The following is a 19,424-nucleotide window of genomic DNA, read 5'->3' as shown; positions in this document are numbered from 1 at the left end:
AATTACACCCCTTTTCTTGGAGTTTGGAGTAATGACTAGGATCTGTTGCTCTTTCGAGAGTGATATTTAGAGAACATAGCAAGACGTTATTATTTGTTTTACAAAAAAACTAATAACTTCAAGCCATGCCAATATTTATGCTAACTGATATACAGGGAAAAGCTATTTCATTTAAGTAATGGAAAGCATAGGCCATGTTTATGATAAGCCTGAACATAGACAAACATTCGAAGACATTCTTTATCGCTTTCAACAGCTATTCCTTTGCAAGATTTGCCCGAAGAGTTCGATCATTGGAGTACAATCTTTAGACGGCTTCATTTATTGTCTAAAAAAGCATGCGGGCTTACCTATAAAAAGCCTTAGCTAGACTTGCTAACATGGAATTACTCTTTATCCATGACTCGCTCGTGCGCGCACATCAGTACACTACTGATGCAACCACACAGAGCAATGAGCGCCTAAGTAAAAGTCGAAGCAGCAATTAAACCCAAATTCACTTAGCGGTCAATAGCGGAGAATTACCGATTTATGTCGAATTATCAGAAGGCCAGAGACACTATATTACTATCGCACCCAACCTCATTGTGCACTTAAAGCAGGTTGATACTGTGACTGCTGATAAAGGTTATGGAAGTGATACTTTTCGTGAATTCTCCGCAAATAAAGATGGGAAATCAGTTATCTCAAAGCGCAACTATAACAATACACTTCAAGTGAAGGTTGATTGGTATTTATATCGACATTTGGTGGAGAATAATTTTGAAAAATTAAACACTGCCGAGCAATATAAAAAATTAGCGAAGAATTACGCCAATATGGTTTCACTGGCATTTACGTTAATGTGGTTACCATGTATAGCCTGAGTAATACTTATACAACAAAAACAATAAGCCCTAATCTAAGCAGCATATTTACATGACTTTACTTACTAATAAAAAAACCGGATCAACATTGATCCGGTTCCATTCTGTAATAGTCTAATTACCGATAGTCAGTCATTAAAACTTGGCAGTAACACCAGCATAGAAATAACGTCCTGTTACATCATAAGCCTCTGACGCAGTATTGATACCTGTTGAGCCAGAATTAGAGCCTTGAGGCAATAATGGAGGTTGTTTATCAAATAAATTACGGACACCTACCATTGCTTCCCACCCATTCGCAAATGTATAACTAGCATTTACATCATGGTATATAACCGCATCAATCTCGTTAAATGTAGTTAATGAAGCACCATCTGTAAAATTACCATTACTTTCATCTACTGAGTCAACAACTGCATCCCAGTAACGCATACGCCATGCAAAGCTCATCTCATCAAGAGCATAGGATAAATTCAAGTTAGCTCTATGTTCTGGATGCGTAACATCACCGACATAATCAATGGCCTCACCAGATAGAATGCCTGTAACAACATATTCATTAGTGTAGTTCCAAACTAGTTGAGCTTTAAAACTACCAGGCCCTAAATCAGTCGTATAATTAAATTCAGCATCAATACCTGAAGTATCAATGTTATTTTCGTTAGATGTACCTGAATGAACTTCAATCAAAGCACCTTTAAAGTCACGTACAGCAGCTCCATTACAATTTTGTGAGAACTGACTTGCATCAACATCAAAACAGCGGTTCAACACTGTCGTGCGACTTGTTGTAGAAATTGCATCCTTCACAGATATATCATAGTAATCTAACGTAAATGCCAAATCATCAACGATTTGCCAAATAATACCTGCACTCCAAGTATCAGCAGTTTCCGCTTTGACATCAGGGTTACCACCTTGTGTACCACCAGTGGCCTGACGCTCTGCTTGAGTTAACTTAAAGACTCCATCAGCAGCGATTCGATCACTTACAGATTGGATTGCACGACAATTAGCCGCCGCATTTCCAGCAGTTGTTGCAGTCACACCATCACAAGGATCGGCTACAGTAGCAAAAGTTTCACCACGCCCTCCGTATAAATCAGAAATATTTGGAGTACGTATAGCTGTGGCAGCAGAAGCCCTCACCTTAAACGAATCAAATGGCGTATATTCTAGACCAGCATTCCAAGTCCAATCACCACCAGTAACAGAATGATCAGCAAAACGCGCAGCTAAATCAAATTCCAGGTTTTCAAGAACAGGAAGAATTGCTTCAACATAAACGTCTTTTGAGTATAATTTGCCATCGGTAGGATCTGATTGGTTAGTACTTGACGCACCTGTTTGAGCTAAATCCCCAGGACTGTAAACGCCGCGTTCTTCACGATATTCCAAGCCCATGGCAACACCAATATCTCCCCCCGGTAATGCAACAGGTAAAGCTCCTGTTACGCTACTTCCTAGAACAAACTGCTCTGCCTGACCAGCTGCTTTTGCAGGAGATTCAATATACTTAACAGCCTCATCAGATACAGTACCCGCACCAAATAAATCTAATGGAACGCAACCTTGTAAACGTGCTAGTTCATTAGCACATACTAAGTTGCCATTGGCATCTTTAATCACATCCAACGCAAGTGCTGCTCGCTCTTTATTTACCTGACCACCGTTATCTTGTAACTGGTCAGTTCTCCCCCAGGTCATGTACGTTTGGGATGCCCATGCATCATTTATTGCCCAATCGACACCTGTAGCAATACGAATCGTATTTCTTTCTAAATCTGTAGAGCGAGGACCAAATTCAACCAATCGACGAGTAAACGTTGTCTGATTTAAATTTGTAATTCCGTCAGCAACAAGAGCATTACGTAAGGCATCAGGAATCAATGGAGAATTAATGTCCATTCCACCTTTACCATTACGATTTTTCAACCATACATCGTTTACGACATCTAAAGGTGTTGGTTCAATAGTGGAATCTATCGTTTTAGTCGTATTCCAGTTAAGTTCAGTAAACATAGATACGTTATCTGCTAGCTCCATATTCAAGCCAGCCGCTGCATATTTACGCTCAAGTGGAGTAACTAACTGCCGATATTCTGCTCTGTTAAAACTACCTGTTGCACCTGAATATAAAGTACCATCACCATTATACTTACCAATTTTGCCTTGTGGGGCGAAAGAGGAATTCAATGGACCAGCATATTCATTACCATTCTCATCAAGAAAAACTGCCAAGTCCTGTTTAGAAAAATCACGGTCAGTTGCTTTAATACCTTCATCATCATCATAGCCCAACGAAACCCAAGCATTACCACCTGACCAAGTTTTACCGGATGTAAGGCTAACAGTCTTAGTATTACGATCACTCTCTCCAGAAATACCTGTTTGAGCATTTACTTCTACACCATCAAAATCTTTACGAGTAATGATGTTAACTACGCCAGCTACAGCATCAGAACCATAAATAGCAGAAGATGCACTTTTTAAAATTTCGATACGTTCAATCATCGAAGTCGGAATTGCGTTTAAATCTACTGCATAACCACTTGATGGATCAACACCAGAAACAAATCTGCGACCATTGACAAGAACTAAAGTTCTTGAGTCTCCTAAATTACGTAATGAAGTTGTATTGAGACCAACTGTAGATGTAGTGAAGGCACTATTTGATTGATCTGAACCAGCAATTGTTACTGGTGATGAGTTCAAAATATCCGCAACGTTAATTGCGCCTGTTTGAGCAATATCTTCTCTTGATAAAACTGTAATTGGTACTGTTGTTTCCATATCAGTACGTTTGATACGAGAACCAGTAACTTCAATACGCTCGACTTTTGCACCATCTTCTTCCGCAGCAAATACGCCGAATGTACTTAAGGTTGTTGCTGTCACACCGCTAATCAATGCGAAACGCACTGATTTAGCTAATAAATTATTCTTATGCATTGCCTATCTCCCTTGACATACTATGTCTTTATTATTTTTCATCGACATCTCACTGACGACTTTTCCTCTAAGCCCGACACCAAAAAATCACACGCCGACACATAGATGAGCCAATAAAATCACATTTAAAACACTTAATCAACAATTGAAACTGAAATAACACAACGATCGCTGTTTGTGAATAGTTTAAAGCTGATGATTAGCCATAAGCTTTGTCTAGTGTCAAATTGAATAAAAATCATAACCACATGAAATTTAAGAACTTATTTCGTTACAATGGAGAATTCCCCATTATCAAATTGAAAAACAACTCAAACATAAATACTTGCAAAAAATTAACACTTAAAACCACTTTTAAGTATAAGTGCTCAAAAAACCTGACATTTTATGGCTAAATTTTGTTCAACAAAATGGGGGGGATCATTACAACATGGGAATAATTTTCAACAAACAACCTCAGTTCTGCTTAAACATGCACTTTTAACCAAAGTGATTTTAATACCGACATTTGACTGGATTTGACTTGTCCTTGATTGCCAATAAGAACAATGACCAAAGATGTCTATGATAGTTTACGTGTGCGTGCAGAACTGACGAGTTCTGAAAATTTGTCGAACAAATACAATAACAAAATTTGAATTACCTTCCATTTGAGAAGCGCTCGTTATTTAAGGTGACCAAATTATTGAAATAAATGACTTAATCTAAATGACCATTACGCTATGTACCAGTTAGTTTTCCATTTTCTTCATTCTGATGATAAAAAACCCCAAGTGCCTCAGGGTTTTTATAATCAAAGCTGGAACAAAATAATGACTCCCGCTAACGAGGATTTAGAACTTCATACTCGCACGAACGAAGAAATAACGACCTAACATTTCATAAGTATATGGATCTGTGTTTGAGTCATTATTACCTGTGTAATAGGGAGGCTCTTTATCGAACAGGTTATTGATACCACCTGATAGGCGAATATTTTGAGTTAAATCATAAGATCCTGATAGATCATGGTATATAACACTCCCTACCGTTGGCGCATAACAACTAGATTCTTTGCCTTTACAAGCAAATGAGTCCATCCCATCAATATAACGAGCTTCATAAGTAAAGCTCCAGTCATCTGCACTAGCAGTGATGTTCATATTACTCTTGAATTTAGCATATGCTCCCGTACCGCCGGTAATGTAACCACGATAATCCACAGCAACACCATCAGGATCGAATTCTTCATATTCGGTCAGAATTGATGTATCCCAACCTGCTTTCCAATCCAATCCCAGAGCTGAAAATGCATAAGCAACATTAATGTCATAACCCGCAGTGTTCGTCGCACCGATATTTTGTAGACCATTGTCAAACTTAATACGACCACTGTTATCAATCTGAATATTAGAAGATTGACACAATACAGTATCAGTATTGATCTTATTACCTGCAGCATCTAAACATTGGTTAGCAATATAATTGTTGTCAACAGAAGTTATAGTGTTTGTTAATTCAATATCGTAGTAATCAACAGTCATAGACAGACCATCTACGAAGCTTGGTGAATAAACTAAACCTATCGTCGTAATGTCGGCTTCTTCTGGGGTTAATAACCCATTACCGCCAACAGTGACTTCAGCTTGGTCTTGTTCTGTTGCAGGATGAACAATTTGTTCGAAGGATGGTGACTTACCACCATATAACTCATCAACAGTTGGAGCACGGAATGCAGTAGACAACCCCCCACGGAACATAAGGTCATCATATACTCGCCAAGTTAAGCCTAGTTTCCATGTAGTGTCATCACCAAACGTGCTGTAATCAAAATAACGCATTGCAGCACTTAGATCGAGTTGTTCCACTAGTGGTAACCCACTTAACAATGGGATAGCCAATTCAGCATAAATTTCATTAACGCTAAAATCACCACCGGTAGGTTCTACCCTAGGATCATTAGCTAACCCCTGTGCTGTTAATGAATCTGGTGTAAACTTTGCAGCTTCTTTACGATTCTCGTATCCAGCAGCAAAGCCCATCATACCCGCTGGTAACTCAACAATATCACCCGATAAGGTTGCAGCAATAATATCTAACTCACTTCCACCACTATTTACTTCGGTATAAATGAATGGAGTGATGCTCTCACCTTCCCATGAAGACTGTAAAAAAGGATCAAACTCCCCCTTTAAAACTGCTGCATTAATTGAACCTAAATTATGTAGATTTGCCAGAGTATCGACAGAGTCGTTGCGACCTTTATTATAAGAGGCATCCCAACTCCAGCCATTATCAAATTCACCTTCTACGCCTAAAACAATACGAATAGTGTCTACAACTTGACTAAAGTCACGGGTACCGGACTCAACCATGCGACGACCATAAGAGAGTTCCTCTCCAGGCTTAACCCATGGCAGCAGGTCATCGGTCATCCAACCACCAGCTGAAATAGGATTATAAACCCATGCATCGCTGTTCCAAATTGGTTGAGGAGCCATTTGTTGATTTGACCAACGCTTTGAATACATAGCCTCAGTAAAGAAACGAGTTGTATCTGTCAGCTCATAGGTTCCAGCAGCCGTGAGATTCAAGCGTTCCATTGGCGTCGATAGATAACTATCTTTCGCATAGTTATATGCATCATTTGCAGTAACATAATCATGGTAAGTACCACCTCTACCACTTAGATCTGCAGTATCGCCCCAAATATGACCACCTTGAGAATAACCACTACCACCGCAAAACAAGCTAATTTTACCACTTGCATCAGGCTTAGTTTCTGTTACAGGGCAATCAGAAAAATCACGATCAGCTTGGCTTGCCTCGCCACGCTTTGTATACTGTGCGCCTATAACGACATTGCCTTTATCAAAGGTGTTACCCAAAGTCATATCAATCGTAGACTCGTCAGCATCACCTTCTCCAGAAATGCCGGTTTGGGCGTTGACTTCAAAACCTTCAAAGTCTCTTTTCAAAATTACGTTAACCACACCAGCAATAGCATCTGTACCATAAACCGCAGAAGCACCATCTTTAAGTACTTCAACTCTTTGGATCATAGAAACTGGAATCGTATTAAGGTCAACAGTAGAAGCAGCTCCTGTACCAGAAGCAATCATTCGACGACCATTAACCAAAACTAGAGTACGGTTAGTGCCTAATCCTCTGAGGTTTATGCGAGAATTACCACCAGAACCATTATTTATGCCAGCGTTAGTCATTGCACCGCCAGCCGAAGTCATTTTCTGCAAAACATCATCAATCGATATTGCACCAGAGGAAATAATGGCTGAAGCATCAATCACGCTAACAGGGCTAGCCGTTTCCATATCTGCGCGTTTAATTCGCGAACCAGTTACAGCTATACGCTCAACTTTTGCTCCATCTTTATCATCTGCAAATGTAAAAGGTACATTTAATACCGTAGCAGTCACACCGCTAATCAGTGCAAAGCGCACAGATTTTGCTATCAAGTTTTTTTTATGCATTGTCAATCTCCCGGGAAAATCATGTTTTTATTATAATTTGCTTATTTAATAAGCAGTTTTAAACAAGGGCACCTTAAACATTCCGAAGTGCTGCGGGAGCATAAAATCATATGAGAGACATTTAATCAACAAAAAGATAACCAAATACAAACAAATAATACACAATGTCTTTTTATTACAAATTAACTTACCGTTAAAAACAAAAAAAGCCAGTCATTACTGACTGGCTTTTTGTTAAAACAGTGGTTTCTACTATATAGAAACTGGAAACTTAAAGTGTGTAACGGATACCAATGGCAACACCGTCAGATTCTGAAAGCGCCATTCTAGCTTCTTGTTCTTTATCTGCACTGGTAAAATCGCTGTAATCTTTACGTGCTTCTACGTAAAGCACTGTGTTTGGGTCCCATACAAAATGCAAACCAACCACGACAAACTGACGTTTGAACTCATCGTTAGGATCGGCATTAAAGTTAGGTTGAATGACGTAGTCTTTACCGGCATCAAGCACGTTGTAAGAAATGAATGGACGTAACCCATTGTCAAACTTGTATGAAACTAAACTTTCAATACCATAGGCGTCTTTAATCAAACGACCAATATTGTCTGTGTCATGATTTTCTTGTCTGTTAACGTTTGCAGCAGCGTATAAGCCATTGCTATCGAAGTTACCCCAAGTGATACCTGCACCGTAGATAAGATCAACCGCTGTGGTTTGTTCGCCGTTACCAAAACTCACATCAAACTCACCGCGGTTAACACCCGCAGTTAAGGTCAGCATATCAGTGGCTTTATAAGTCAGCGCGCCACCATAAGTATAATTGTATTCTACTTGTTGAGCCGCTTTATCACCGCTTTCCCAGTTCGCTTGACACTGAGCTTGTGAAATATCATCCGTTGTATCACAGGTATAGAAGCTGCTGTTTTTCAATTGTGCTTGAACTGCAAAGCTTACATCGCCAAATGCATTGCGATATTGAACTGTTTTATCACCACGACCAACACCGTTTACCGCGCCATCATCTTTATTATAAGTGTAAACACCTGCAGTGTTACCGTCCCACACAAAACCGTAGTTAGTGTTGTAAACGACATCGTACCAAGCGCCCCACTGCTTACCAATAGTCAGTGTTCCATAAGTGTCATGGGACAGACCAGCGTAACCTAAACGGTTATAAAAGAACTCTTCTTGAACAGATTCGAAGCGATTGTTATAGACGATGTCGCTACTACCAACAGGGTTCACACCCCATTCCAATTTAGCAAATGCTTTCCAACCGTCAGTCAACTCACGATTAAAACCAAAATTAATGCGAGATGCGCCGTTAACAACCTCTGTTTCCCCTTGAGTGTTGATCACGCGTGCATCAATAAAACCACCGATTTCTACGGCATTTTTATTATCTTTATAGATCTCGATAGCTGAGACTGATGGAACTAAAAAAATTGCTGCAAGCGCAGTTGCTACTAACGTCTTGTTCATTTGGTGCTTAACCTTTTTTGTTTATGTTCTGTCAACGTCATTCCGTTGTTATATTTCCTTACAATTTCCTCTTAAAGGGTAGCAAACTTTCAATATTCCCTCAAAGCTAAACCTAAAGAATATGTCGATTAACATCACAAAAACAAACCAGTTAACCTCTACAAAACAGGTTAAAACGCTACATTCGCCACCCTGCGCAACACATAAAGAACATTAAAAACACTATATTAACAGCAACTGCTTTGACGCAATATCCATGTAGTTTAGTTTCATTATCGAAAAAACAGGCTCGGCAATAGGGCCAATTTGCTTATCAATGTAGTATTGGTAATCAATTGGTGACGTTCTGTACAGTAAGGATTCCGGTCCATTTACAGTAATCAGATAATCAATCTGCGCCCCACGCTTGCCAAAAGAGGCATCTCCTGTTAAGTCGCATAATTGTTGAGCGACTTTAACATGGGGAGAAGATTTAGCCGTGTAATCTTCAATATTGCGTCGCATACGTTTGCGAAATACCAAATCATCATCCAACTCACCATCAAGCAGCTTTTCAAACACACTGGCCAAATAAACACTGATATCCCTTTGGTTAAACATCCGTTCATAGAGTGACTCTTGAACTTTGCGCGCTAAAGGGCTCCAATCACTGCGCACTTGCTCCATACCTTTAAAAGTAAGCTCAAGTTCATCGCTCGCATTACGCCACGCGCCAACATAACGTTTTTTACTGCCTTCTAACGACCCTCTTAAGGTCGGCATAAAAAACTGCTCATAGTGGCGTTCAAACTGTAACTCGAGAAAACTCTCAACTTGATGATCTTCAGCGATCTTAGCCTGCCACTTAGCATTAATTTCCCGCGCCAGAGTGTTACCTAAGGCGTTAATGTCTGAGAGATCAGGCTCGCTGCCAAGCCAGACAAAGGTCGAATCCGTATCGCCGTAAATCACTTGATAGCCCATCTCTTCTATCCATGCGCGGGTTTGTTTCATGATTTGATGGCCACGCATAGTGATCGAACTTGCTAACTTTGCATCGTGGAAAACACAACCTTGAGAACCTAAAACCCCATACAACGAGTTCATGATAATTTTTATCGCTTGGGATAAAGGCGCATTGTGCTCACTTTTGGCCTTTTCGCGCTGCTCAGATAATGTTTGGATAAGCTTAGGTAAAATGGGCTGTTGCCGACTGAAACGGCCACCGAGAAACCCCGCAACACAGTCAGACTCGGGCAATTGCAAACCTTCAATTAATCCCTTAGGGTCAATCAAAAAAGTACGAATAATGGAGGGATATAGACTTTTAAAATCGAACACTAAAATATGCTTATAAAGTCCCGGTACAGAATCCATCACATAGCCACCGGGGCTTTCGATCCCATCACTCGCAGGAGCATCGGGAGCGACGTAACCTGCTCGATGTAGATGCGGTAAATACAAATGATTAAATGCCGCCACCGAAGCCCCAACCCGCCCCAACTCTAAACCTGTTAGTTCAGCTCGCGCGAGGGCGAACTCCCATAATTGAGTATGACTAAAAATATCCCACACCAGACGGCTGTCAGTAAGATTGTAATGCGCTAATGCTTGTTTGTGGGCCTTAAACAGCTGATCAATTTCTTCAACGCGATTATCCACGTTATGAATGGCCTTGCCTTCACCTAATAATTTCCGCGAAACAAATTCCAACGAAAACCGCTCAAAATGATAGAAAGCGGCTTTAAGCCAATCGATACCATCGAGTACCACACGGCCCGGTAAAACTAAGGTTTCTGGCCGAAATTTATTATCGACTTTCCACTCAAGCTTTGCCCCGCCGCGGCCAATGGTGAGCGGAATACGATGTAATAATGCACGGCGTGACAATAGCGCGAGATCGAAACTCACCACTGACCAACCGATAATAAAGTCAGGATCAAACTCATGGAACCACGCGATTAATCGATGAATGAGTGCAGCCTCATCGGCCACCCATTCAATATATTCGGGAGAGTTTGATTCAGCCTCACCCACCATAATCACTTTTTCATAAGTCTGCTTGAGACTGTCTTGCTCTTCGTCTCGGCCACTGTATTGACCATATAGTGCAACTGAATAGAGTAAACCTTCAAAACTACATTCAAAATCCAGTGAAATACAGCGCAAATGTACAGCCGTTAAAGGGGCAATACTCTTAGCCCGCTCGGCGATAAACACGGGCAGCGAGTTAGCCTCAAGACTGTCGCTAGTCGGCGCAGAGAAATGCCCTAAAAACGCCACATCAAGTGCCACAAACCGCTCGATTAAATAACGCTGTTCAGGGCGAATGTCGGCTTCAAATAAAGGGATGTCGGCATCTTTAGCGATGCGCTGTAAGGTACGTAAACTATTGCTAGATTTAGCATAAACACCACTAACCGCGCCGCCTTTAAAGCTTTTGAGTGCTAACGGTACAAACCGCAATGCTTGACCCGGCGTTTGCAACTGCAAAGCCGTGACATCAGTTTGATGACAAAAACAAATGTGTTCAGTGCCTTGCACTTCCACCAGCACAGGGCCTTGGGCGGTAGCCAGATAATACTGCAACACTAAACTCCCATGACGATGAATCGCATGGCGTGTTAAGACTCGACCTTGTACACTAACGGCCGCGGTAGCCTCTGACTTCATCACATGGGTTCCCAAATCGCATAGCTAGTCAATTTAGATGGTTCCTCAATTTAAATGCCGCCAAATGGCAGAAAAGTTTCTTAGGCTATGCAATCACTGTTATTATGTACAGCATTAATTCGATAAAGTAGTGACGCATGTTACCTGACAATGTAAAAACCCAGATCCGCGCCATCTATAAGGATATCGCTACCGCCTTGCCTAATTTTAGGCCGCGCCGCGAACAAAACTATATGGTGGCGGAAATCTCTAAGACCCTCGCCGGCGACTATGATAAAGATAGGCGCATCATTGTGGTCGAAGCAGGCACTGGGATCGGTAAATCATTGTCTTACATCCTCGGTACCATTCCACTGGCATTAGCGAGCAAGAAAAAGGTCTGCATCGCTACCGCAACCGTCGCCTTGCAAGAACAATTACTGCATAAAGATTTACCCTTTTTTCTTGAGCAATCCGGCTTAAATTTCCGTTTTGGCTTAGTTAAAGGTCGACAACGTTATGTATGTCTATCGAAACTGGCGATGCTCATCGGTGACGACAACAGTACACAAATGGCCATGTGGCAAACTAAACCTGACAATAGCCAAGTGGCTATGATGCATGGCCTGTTAAAAGACTATAACGAAGGTCGCTGGAACGGCGAAATCGATACCTTAGCCGTGCCGCTGCCCGATCACCTGTGGCAACAAATCGCCTGCGACAAACACAGCTGTCATCGTCAAGTCGCCAGCCACAGAAATTGCCCGTTCCATAAAGCCCGCGAAGATGTTGATACCTGGGACGTGCTCATCGCCAACCACAGCTTGTTATTTGCCGATTTAGAATTAGGTGGCGGCGTGATTTTGCCCGATCCCGAAGACGTGTTTTATGTTATCGACGAGGCACATCACTTACCGATTGTGGCGAGGGATTTCTCCAGTGCGCAGGCCACGCTGAGGGGTGCCTGCGACTGGCTCGAAAAAATTGGTAAAACCTGCGCAAAGTTACAAAACCAAATAAAGAGCAACAATATCATTGCCCCCGCGCAGGCGATGCAAGATCATTTAGGCGATCTTATCGCCCAGCTCAATCAAGTGGCCCACTACTGCGATACCCAGACAAAGCACTTTGCCAATCCTGAAAACCGTCTGCGTTTTGAGCACGGCAAACTGCCGGACTCATTACTCATTCTCGCCGAAAACCTCGCTGTTACCTCTAATCTAGCCCTCAAACAGTTTAATAAAATGCTGTCACTGCTGGCCGAAGCGATTAAAGATGGCGACATTCCTAAACATCAATCCGAAGCGCTATTGGCCGAAACTGGATTTATGCTGCAAAGGCTCGAGAATCTACAAAAATTGTGGAAGATGATGGCCAAGGAAGATAAACATAAAGGTGCACCTATGGCGCGCTGGGTTGAGTTCATCACAGGTAAACAAGTGGATTATCTGTTTAGCGCCTCACCTATCGAAGTCGGCTTTATGCTGGAATCCATGCTGTGGCAAAAGGCCGCAGGCGTAGTCTTATGTAGCGCCACGCTGCGCGCACTCAATAACTTTGACCATTTCGTGCATCAAGTAGGTTTGTCACTCAACGATGGCAGTCGTTATTTAGCCTTACAATCGCCCTTCGATTACCCCAATAATGCGACACTTTATTTACCCAAAATGCGCACTGAGCCGACGGATGATGCCTATACGGCTGAACTTGCCGAACAAATCATCACCCTTATTGAAGGCGAAATGGCAACCTTAGTGCTATTCGCCTCCTACTGGCAGATGGAAAAAGTGGTTGAATTACTTGAAGGTAAACTCACCACTGAGCTACTTATCCAAGGCAATGCGCCACGGCAACAATTGTTAGAGAATCATAAAGCTAAATGCGATAAGGGCGAACCAAGTATCTTGTTCGGCACAGGCAGTTTCTCTGAAGGTCTCGACTTACCCGGCGATTATCTGACTAACTTGATCGTCACTAAACTGCCCTTTGCCGTGCCAACTTCGCCCGTTGAGCAAGCGCATGCAGAATATGTCAAAGTCAAAGGCGGTAATCCCTTCTTACAACTGACAATCCCAGATGCTTCACGTAAGCTTATTCAAAGTTGTGGTAGATTACTGCGTAAAGAGCAAGATTATGGCCGAGTGACCATTTTAGATAGGCGGTTAGTTACTAAACGCTATGGCAAGTCCTTACTGGACGCCTTACCGCCCTTTAGACGTGTTATAGAGTAGGATTAAAATTTGGAGTTGTTACTCGAGCCCAGTCATTGGGCCCTGTTGGCAGTTATAGGTCTTATCGCTGGATTCATTGATGCCGTCGTGGGTGGCGGTGGCCTATTGTCGATCCCCGCACTGTTAACCTTAGGCATTGCGCCGCATACCGTATTAGGCACCAATAAGTTAGCCGCAAGCTTTGGCTCTTTTATGGCGGCTTGGACCTATTATCGCAAGCACCTCTTTAAACCCTCGTTTTGGTACATGGCTTTTATCGCCACCTTTATCGGCGCAGTATTGGGCAGTTTCTTAGTCTATTTAGTCGATACTCAATGGCTCGAAAAAGTCCTGCCGCTGCTGATCATTGGCATCGCCATTTACAGTTTAGTCAGCCCCAATGCGATGTCAGACGTTAACTGCCAAGTACCAACCAGCAAGCCGCCAGCCAAGCAACAATGGCTACAGGGACTGGCTTTAGGCACTTATGATGGTTTTGCAGGCCCAGGCATTGGCGCATTTTGGACCGTCACATCTGGCTCTTTGTATAAACTGCCTTTACTGCACAGTTGTGGCCTTGCCCGTGCAATGACTTTTACCAGCAACTTGACCGCACTGACTATCTTTGGTTGGCTTGGGCAGGTAGAGTGGCAAATAGGTTTGTGGATGGGATTGTGCATGATGTTAGGCTCATTTATCGGCGCCCGCTGCGCGATTAAATTTGGCATGCCCTTTATTCGTCCACTGTTTATTTTGATCGTGCTAATGATTGCAGCGAATTTGGCATGGAGCGCATGGTTGTGAACACCCAACAATTAATGGTGATGCTGAAGAATCAGCTTAAAGCCTTAGAACAAGAAGTGCTGCAACACGATAATCGACTCGCCCCGCCGCAGCGTAAACTTCTGCAAGAAACGGAGCGTTTTAATCACTCGCTGTTTGTCCAACACGGCGCCCAACTCGGCCCCTGTATTGAACAAATTCGTAGCAGTATTATGCAGCTCGAAAAACAAATTAAGCTTAAACTCGCCCCCCAGACCATTGCCCTGAGCTGTGAGCGGATCCAAGATAGATTTACCGCAGTCAAACGAGCCTTGCTGACCACTTCTATTGACATTAAGTCTAAAACTCAGCAGCGTGCCAGTAGCCGTGCCCGTTTTGCACAGCGCCAGAATCAGTCTCACCAAGCCAGTGGTTTCGATTGGATCGCCAATAACGTGATGCAAAATAGTCATGAGATCTACGAAGAATTGAACAAACATCTTAATTGGGCGAAAAAATTTGAACAAAAAATTGAAGAAATGGAATCAAAACTTGAAAACTGTCATAGTGCTGACAAAATAAAATTGCAAAATGACATCCTTTTGATGCATCGTCGTCTAGGAAAATGCAGGCAAGCTATTAGTTATATAGAAGATCGCATTCAAATATTCGAACGCCCGTATCAGAGTAATAACCGTTAAGGAGTAACAATGAAATCACTTTTGCCAATTAGCAGCCTGCTAGTATTACTCGGATCTGCCTCAGCCTTCGCTGCAGATCTGAACATTCCTATGTCATTTGAGTACCTTGCTCTTGATGGTAAAAAAGTCGAGTCGAGCGTATTCAACCATAAAAGCAGCTTAGAATTGGCCCCCGGCACTCACAAAATCGCCATTCGTTACCATGAAATGGTAGAGGATGATTTTAGTGACAGCCAAACCTTTGTTAAATCAGCTCCTTTCATCGTTACTTTAGATGTTGATGGCGACCATCAATATTACCTGCAAGCGGCTGAAGGTGAAGTCGTTAAAAAGCCTAAAGTTTACGCGCAAAACCCACAAATCAAATTAACCCGTAGTGACAAAGGCAACGTCAATTACCAAGTGGAGAATACCAATTTAGAAGAAGAAAGCTTCGTCTCTCGCCTTTTCAGTGGTAATCAAGCCGTTGACGTATCCGGTACTGCCGCAGCAGCAACCGGTGCCGCAGGTGCAGTAGTAGCCGTTGCACCAGCACCCGTGACAACATCGGCGACCGTTAACGCAACATCACTCACCGCCCCCGTAGACACCTCTAAAGCAGCAGGAGCCAACCCACAACAAATGTTGCAATACTGGTGGCTACAAGCGGATGAAAAAACCCGTAAAGAATTTATGAGCTGGGCAATTTCGCAGCTATAACAACTTGCGATAACGAGGTTTAGTCAATATTGACTCTGATCCCACTGGTTTATCACGCCAGCTATTCCAAGCTGGCGCTTCCTCCCCATCACAGATTTCCCACCACTAAATACGCACATTTACGGCAGTACTTACTCGATAACCACATTGCCACGACTGCACAGTTCCACACGCCAACGGCCATGACTGCAGAAGATGTAATGCAAGTGCATCAACGCGAATATGTAGAGCAATTTATCGCGGGTACCTTGCCAACAGCGGCGCTTAGACGGATTGGTTTCCCATGGAGTGAAGCCTTAGTTGAGCGTACCTTGCATTCTGTGGCTGGCACCACACTCACAGCTTCATTAGCCATAAATCAGGGTATTGCCCTGCATCTCACGGGGGGCTACCATCACGCCCATTACAATTTTGGCAGCGGCTATTGTATTTTCAACGACCTTATCCTCGCGGCCAGAAATGCCATCGCGAGCCAGCAAGTACACAAGGTACTGATTTTTGATTGCGATGTGCATCAAGGTGACGGCAGTGCAACCCTCAGCCACCAACATCAAGGGATCATCAGTTGCTCGATTCACTGCAAAGAGAATTTCCCGAGTCGTAAGCAGCATTCCCACCATGATATTGAACTAACTAAAGGAGCGGACGATAGTGCGTATCTTGAAACTGTGGAGCAGACACTCGCCCTCCTTATCCGAATCCATCAACCAGATCTGATTCTTTATGATGCTGGGGCCGATATTCATCAAAATGACGATCTTGGCTTGCTCAATATCAGCCAAGAAGGACTGTTCAGACGGGATTTAACTGTGTTATCAATGGCAAAATCGGAAAATATTCCAATTGCAGCCGTGATAGGCGGCGGCTACAGCAGAGACGCACTACAATTAAGCCAAAGACACTGCCAACTTTTTATTGCGGCAAATCATTTGTGGTAGCAAACTCAATGAAAACCGTCATGGAGCATAACAATGCAACTCGAAATCCGTAATTACTACGAAGTTCTTTTAATGGAAATATTGTCAGATGAAGGACTTATGGACGAACTTCCTGAGGACTATCTCGCCGACTTATGTTGCGTGACCTTAAATCAACTGCCTGTGCGCTACATACGCCACCTCGTCGATACTTACTTCTTTGAAGACTATAACGAGCTGCAGGAATTAAAGCGTGAGATCCAAACCGCACTCGAAAAGTCCCGCGCTTTTCTTAAACAAAATCTGCAAAAAAGATTACAGGAAGAAGCCGAAGCAAATCGCTAATCTTGCTAAGAGTTACTATTGAGAGCATTTTTAGCCGTTGCAGTGGCAAGAACTGAGGCCGGTAATGGATTATCTCATTGTGCAGAAATATTAATGCTATAAATGATTAACGACAGAAAACGGAAATAGTCTGTAAGCTAAAATATTGAATAATATAAATTGAGTAGATATATAGAAGTACAACGGAAATAAACAGAGGGACTGTTGAATTGGAGGTTCCCCTAGAGCCGACACCCCGGCACACGAGTCGCTTGCTGCGGTTGCTCCCTTCCGGGCCTGGCCGAGTTCACAAGTTATCATTGCGGGGGGACCCTAGGGTCACCATAACTTCGAACATTACTTTGAATGACATAAACCAAAGCATTGCTTGAACGCGGAGGATTATCCCCCATGGACCCTATGGGATCAAGCGCTAATCGATAAGATCTCTTAATATCCCACCTAACTGCACAATCTATAAGCAAATGGAGTGATTGAAATGATAAAAGCCTGCAAATGCAGACTTTTATATATGTTTTACTGAATCTCTTATCATAAAAATCAGCAGGCTACACCGCAATCATCGCCAAAGGTGGTTACAACTTGATCAAATGGCGATTTTGCTCAATTATCTTAGCCCCAACACCAGAGACATTGGCTAAGTCATCTATAGCATTGAACTTACCATTTTTAGTGCGATAGTCGACAATCGCTTGAGCCTTTGCGGCACCAATCCCTTTGAGTACGAGTAACTGCTCGGCTGAAGCGGTATTAATGTTGACTTGAGCGGCATCTGGCATAGCTTTCTTCACATCCGATGCCATTTCACCCGCTTCAGTTTTAGCCTGTACTTTCACGGCGGCCTTGGTTGGGGTTTCTGTTGCGATTGCTGGGCTTGCCAAAAAAGCCGTTAATGCTATGGCACTCATAAAAGCTGGTATACGATTTGTGGTTTTCATAACAATTCCTCTATTCCATGATTTGCGGCCTTTCGTCCTACTTCCGTGGCCTCAAATCAAAAATAGTCTAAGCTGTCCCGAAATACCAAATCGGCGTCATAAATATTCACTATCGCTAAACTTCTGTCTTCAGCTCAATGAGCCAGTGCTTGACTATGATAAAAAGATGCAAAAAGCATCCTTTTATCATTCAAATAGCTAACGGTCTTTAAAATAACAACATTCATTAAGCTAATCGAGCTAGCGCTTGGTTCAAGTCGGCGATGATGTCGTCACAATCTTCTAAACCAATAGAGATCCGCAGCAAATTATCACCAATCCCAGCCGCCGTTCTTGCCTCTGGCGTATAAGGTGAATGCGTCATCGATGCAGGATGTTGGATAAGGGATTCAGCGTCACCTAGACTCACCGCAATTGAGAACAACTTTAGATATCCGACAAAGGCCATAGCTTCTTCTAAATTTGCCGCCAGTTCAAACGCGATAACACCACCAGCACGTTTCATCTGCTGGCCAATGAATTTATGCCCTTGATGAGATTTAAGCCCGGGATAATACACACGTGTAATGCTTGGATGTTCCGCCAAAAACTCTGCCACGCGCTGGGCACTATCGCAATGGCGCTGCAAACGCACATCTAAGGTTTTAAGGCCGCGTAAGATCAGCCAAGCATCATGTGGCGATATCACAGCGCCAATATCCTTTAAAATTTCATACTTCACTTTATGGAGCTGTTCTTCACTGCCACACACTATCCCCGCAATCACATCGCCATGGCCATTCAGATATTTAGTCGCACTGTGGACCACCAAATCAATGCCAAAATCCAGCGGTCTCTGCAGTAATGGCGTCATGAAGGTATTGTCGACAATACTGACCAACTGATGACGTTTGGCAATATTCGCAATTGCAGCTAAATCAAATACCTGCAAATGCGGATTGACAGGGGTTTCACAGAAAATGACCTTAGTATTGGATTTGATCGCCGCTTCTATTTCTGTTACCGATGAAAAGTCCACTAGGGACACTTCAATACCAAAGCGGGCGAACTGAGACGTCATTAGCGCAAAAGTACAACCGTATACGGCATTCGACGCCACTAAGTGATCGCCCATCTGCAAATTAGCCAGCAATGCGGCGGATACTGCGCCCATACCAGAAGCAGTTGCTGCTGCGGCCTCAGCCCCTTCTAAAATCGCCATTTTACGTTCAAGCTCAGCGGTTGTCGGATTCCCTAAGCGCGTGTAAATATACCCCGGCTCATTACCCGCAAATCGCTCACCACCTTGCAGTGCAGACTCAAACACAAAAGTCGCACTTTGGTAAAGCGGCGTGACTAAGGCACCAAAGGCCTCTCGCTCATGGCCGCCATGAATAACCTGTGTTGCCGCCTTCCACATCTTGCCTGACACATCTTGCATACCTAGCTCCTTGTCATTGGCATTGAGCAG

Annotated in this window: 12 protein-coding genes, 1 other RNA gene and 1 pseudogene; 7 read left to right on the top strand and 7 right to left on the bottom strand. The window is 43.0% G+C overall.

Annotation, left to right across the window (positions count from 1 at the left end; all coding sequences use genetic code 11):
- Positions 1-125: 125 nt before the first annotated feature.
- A pseudogene (locus GWI56_RS04035) lies at positions 126-866 on the top strand (IS5 family transposase).
- 135 nt (positions 867-1,001) lie between these two features.
- On the opposite strand, the gene GWI56_RS04030 reads toward GWI56_RS04035, so the two are convergent.
- The 4 genes from GWI56_RS04030 to GWI56_RS04015 all read right to left on the bottom strand — a co-directional run bounded on the left by GWI56_RS04030 (position 1,002) and on the right by GWI56_RS04015 (position 11,423).
- Complete coding sequence (locus tag GWI56_RS04030; RefSeq protein ID WP_198572207.1) at positions 1,002-3,818, bottom strand: TonB-dependent receptor; 2,817 nt, start codon at positions 3,816-3,818, stop codon at positions 1,002-1,004.
- A gap of 833 nt (positions 3,819-4,651) precedes the next feature.
- Entirely contained in the window at positions 4,652-7,288 is a 2,637-nt protein-coding gene (locus GWI56_RS04025; RefSeq protein ID WP_028760444.1) for a TonB-dependent receptor, read from the bottom strand.
- Positions 7,289-7,559: 271 nt separating this feature from the next.
- Entirely contained in the window at positions 7,560-8,771 is a 1,212-nt protein-coding gene (locus GWI56_RS04020; protein WP_028760445.1) for a porin, read from the bottom strand.
- Positions 8,772-8,993: 222 nt separating this feature from the next.
- Positions 8,994-11,423: a DNA polymerase II gene (locus tag GWI56_RS04015; RefSeq protein ID WP_198572206.1), complete on the bottom strand. Its 2,430-nt coding sequence runs from the start codon at positions 11,421-11,423 to the stop codon at positions 8,994-8,996.
- A 137-nt stretch (positions 11,424-11,560) separates the two neighbouring features.
- On the opposite strand from GWI56_RS04015, the gene dinG reads away from it, so the two are divergent.
- From dinG to GWI56_RS03985, 6 genes are read left to right on the top strand one after another with little or no spacing between them, the layout of a single operon-like run.
- Positions 11,561-13,633, top strand: coding sequence for an ATP-dependent DNA helicase DinG (gene dinG, locus GWI56_RS04010; protein WP_198572205.1), 2,073 nt, complete (start codon positions 11,561-11,563; stop codon positions 13,631-13,633).
- Positions 13,634-13,642: 9 nt separating this feature from the next.
- A complete protein-coding gene (locus GWI56_RS04005; protein WP_198572204.1) occupies positions 13,643-14,416 on the top strand; it encodes a TSUP family transporter in 774 nt (257 codons plus the stop codon).
- Positions 14,413-15,075, top strand: coding sequence for a primosomal replication protein (locus tag GWI56_RS04000; RefSeq protein WP_105253146.1), 663 nt, complete (start codon positions 14,413-14,415; stop codon positions 15,073-15,075). Before GWI56_RS04005 ends, GWI56_RS04000 begins: the two co-directional genes overlap by 4 nt.
- Positions 15,076-15,084: 9 nt before the next feature.
- Positions 15,085-15,774: a DUF2057 domain-containing protein gene (locus GWI56_RS03995; RefSeq protein ID WP_198572203.1), complete on the top strand. Its 690-nt coding sequence runs from the start codon at positions 15,085-15,087 to the stop codon at positions 15,772-15,774.
- A 29-nt stretch (positions 15,775-15,803) separates the two neighbouring features.
- Positions 15,804-16,712, top strand: a complete 909-nt coding sequence (locus GWI56_RS03990) for a histone deacetylase (RefSeq protein WP_198572202.1) — start codon at positions 15,804-15,806, stop codon at positions 16,710-16,712.
- A 33-nt stretch (positions 16,713-16,745) separates the two neighbouring features.
- On the top strand, positions 16,746-17,036 hold the full coding sequence (locus tag GWI56_RS03985; RefSeq protein ID WP_028760452.1) for a late competence development ComFB family protein: 291 nt from the start codon (positions 16,746-16,748) through the stop codon (positions 17,034-17,036).
- Positions 17,037-17,254: 218 nt separating this feature from the next.
- On the opposite strand, the gene ffs is transcribed toward GWI56_RS03985, so the two are convergent.
- The 3 genes from ffs to megL all read right to left on the bottom strand — a co-directional run bounded on the left by ffs (position 17,255) and on the right by megL (position 19,394).
- An RNA gene (gene ffs, locus GWI56_RS03980) (signal recognition particle sRNA small type) lies at positions 17,255-17,352 on the bottom strand.
- A 259-nt stretch (positions 17,353-17,611) separates the two neighbouring features.
- A complete protein-coding gene (locus tag GWI56_RS03975) occupies positions 17,612-17,974 on the bottom strand; it encodes a ComEA family DNA-binding protein (RefSeq protein WP_173496509.1) in 363 nt (120 codons plus the stop codon).
- A gap of 226 nt (positions 17,975-18,200) precedes the next feature.
- On the bottom strand, positions 18,201-19,394 hold the full coding sequence (megL, locus tag GWI56_RS03970) for a methionine gamma-lyase (RefSeq protein WP_198572201.1): 1,194 nt from the start codon (positions 19,392-19,394) through the stop codon (positions 18,201-18,203).
- Positions 19,395-19,424: the final 30 nt, after the last annotated feature.

This window comes from Shewanella sp. DW31 (assembly GCF_015767295.1).
In the GTDB taxonomy this organism is placed as follows: domain Bacteria; phylum Pseudomonadota; class Gammaproteobacteria; order Enterobacterales; family Shewanellaceae; genus Shewanella; species Shewanella oncorhynchi.
Note: the sequence above shows the minus strand (reverse complement) of the source record. Positions and strands in the feature narration are given on the sequence as shown.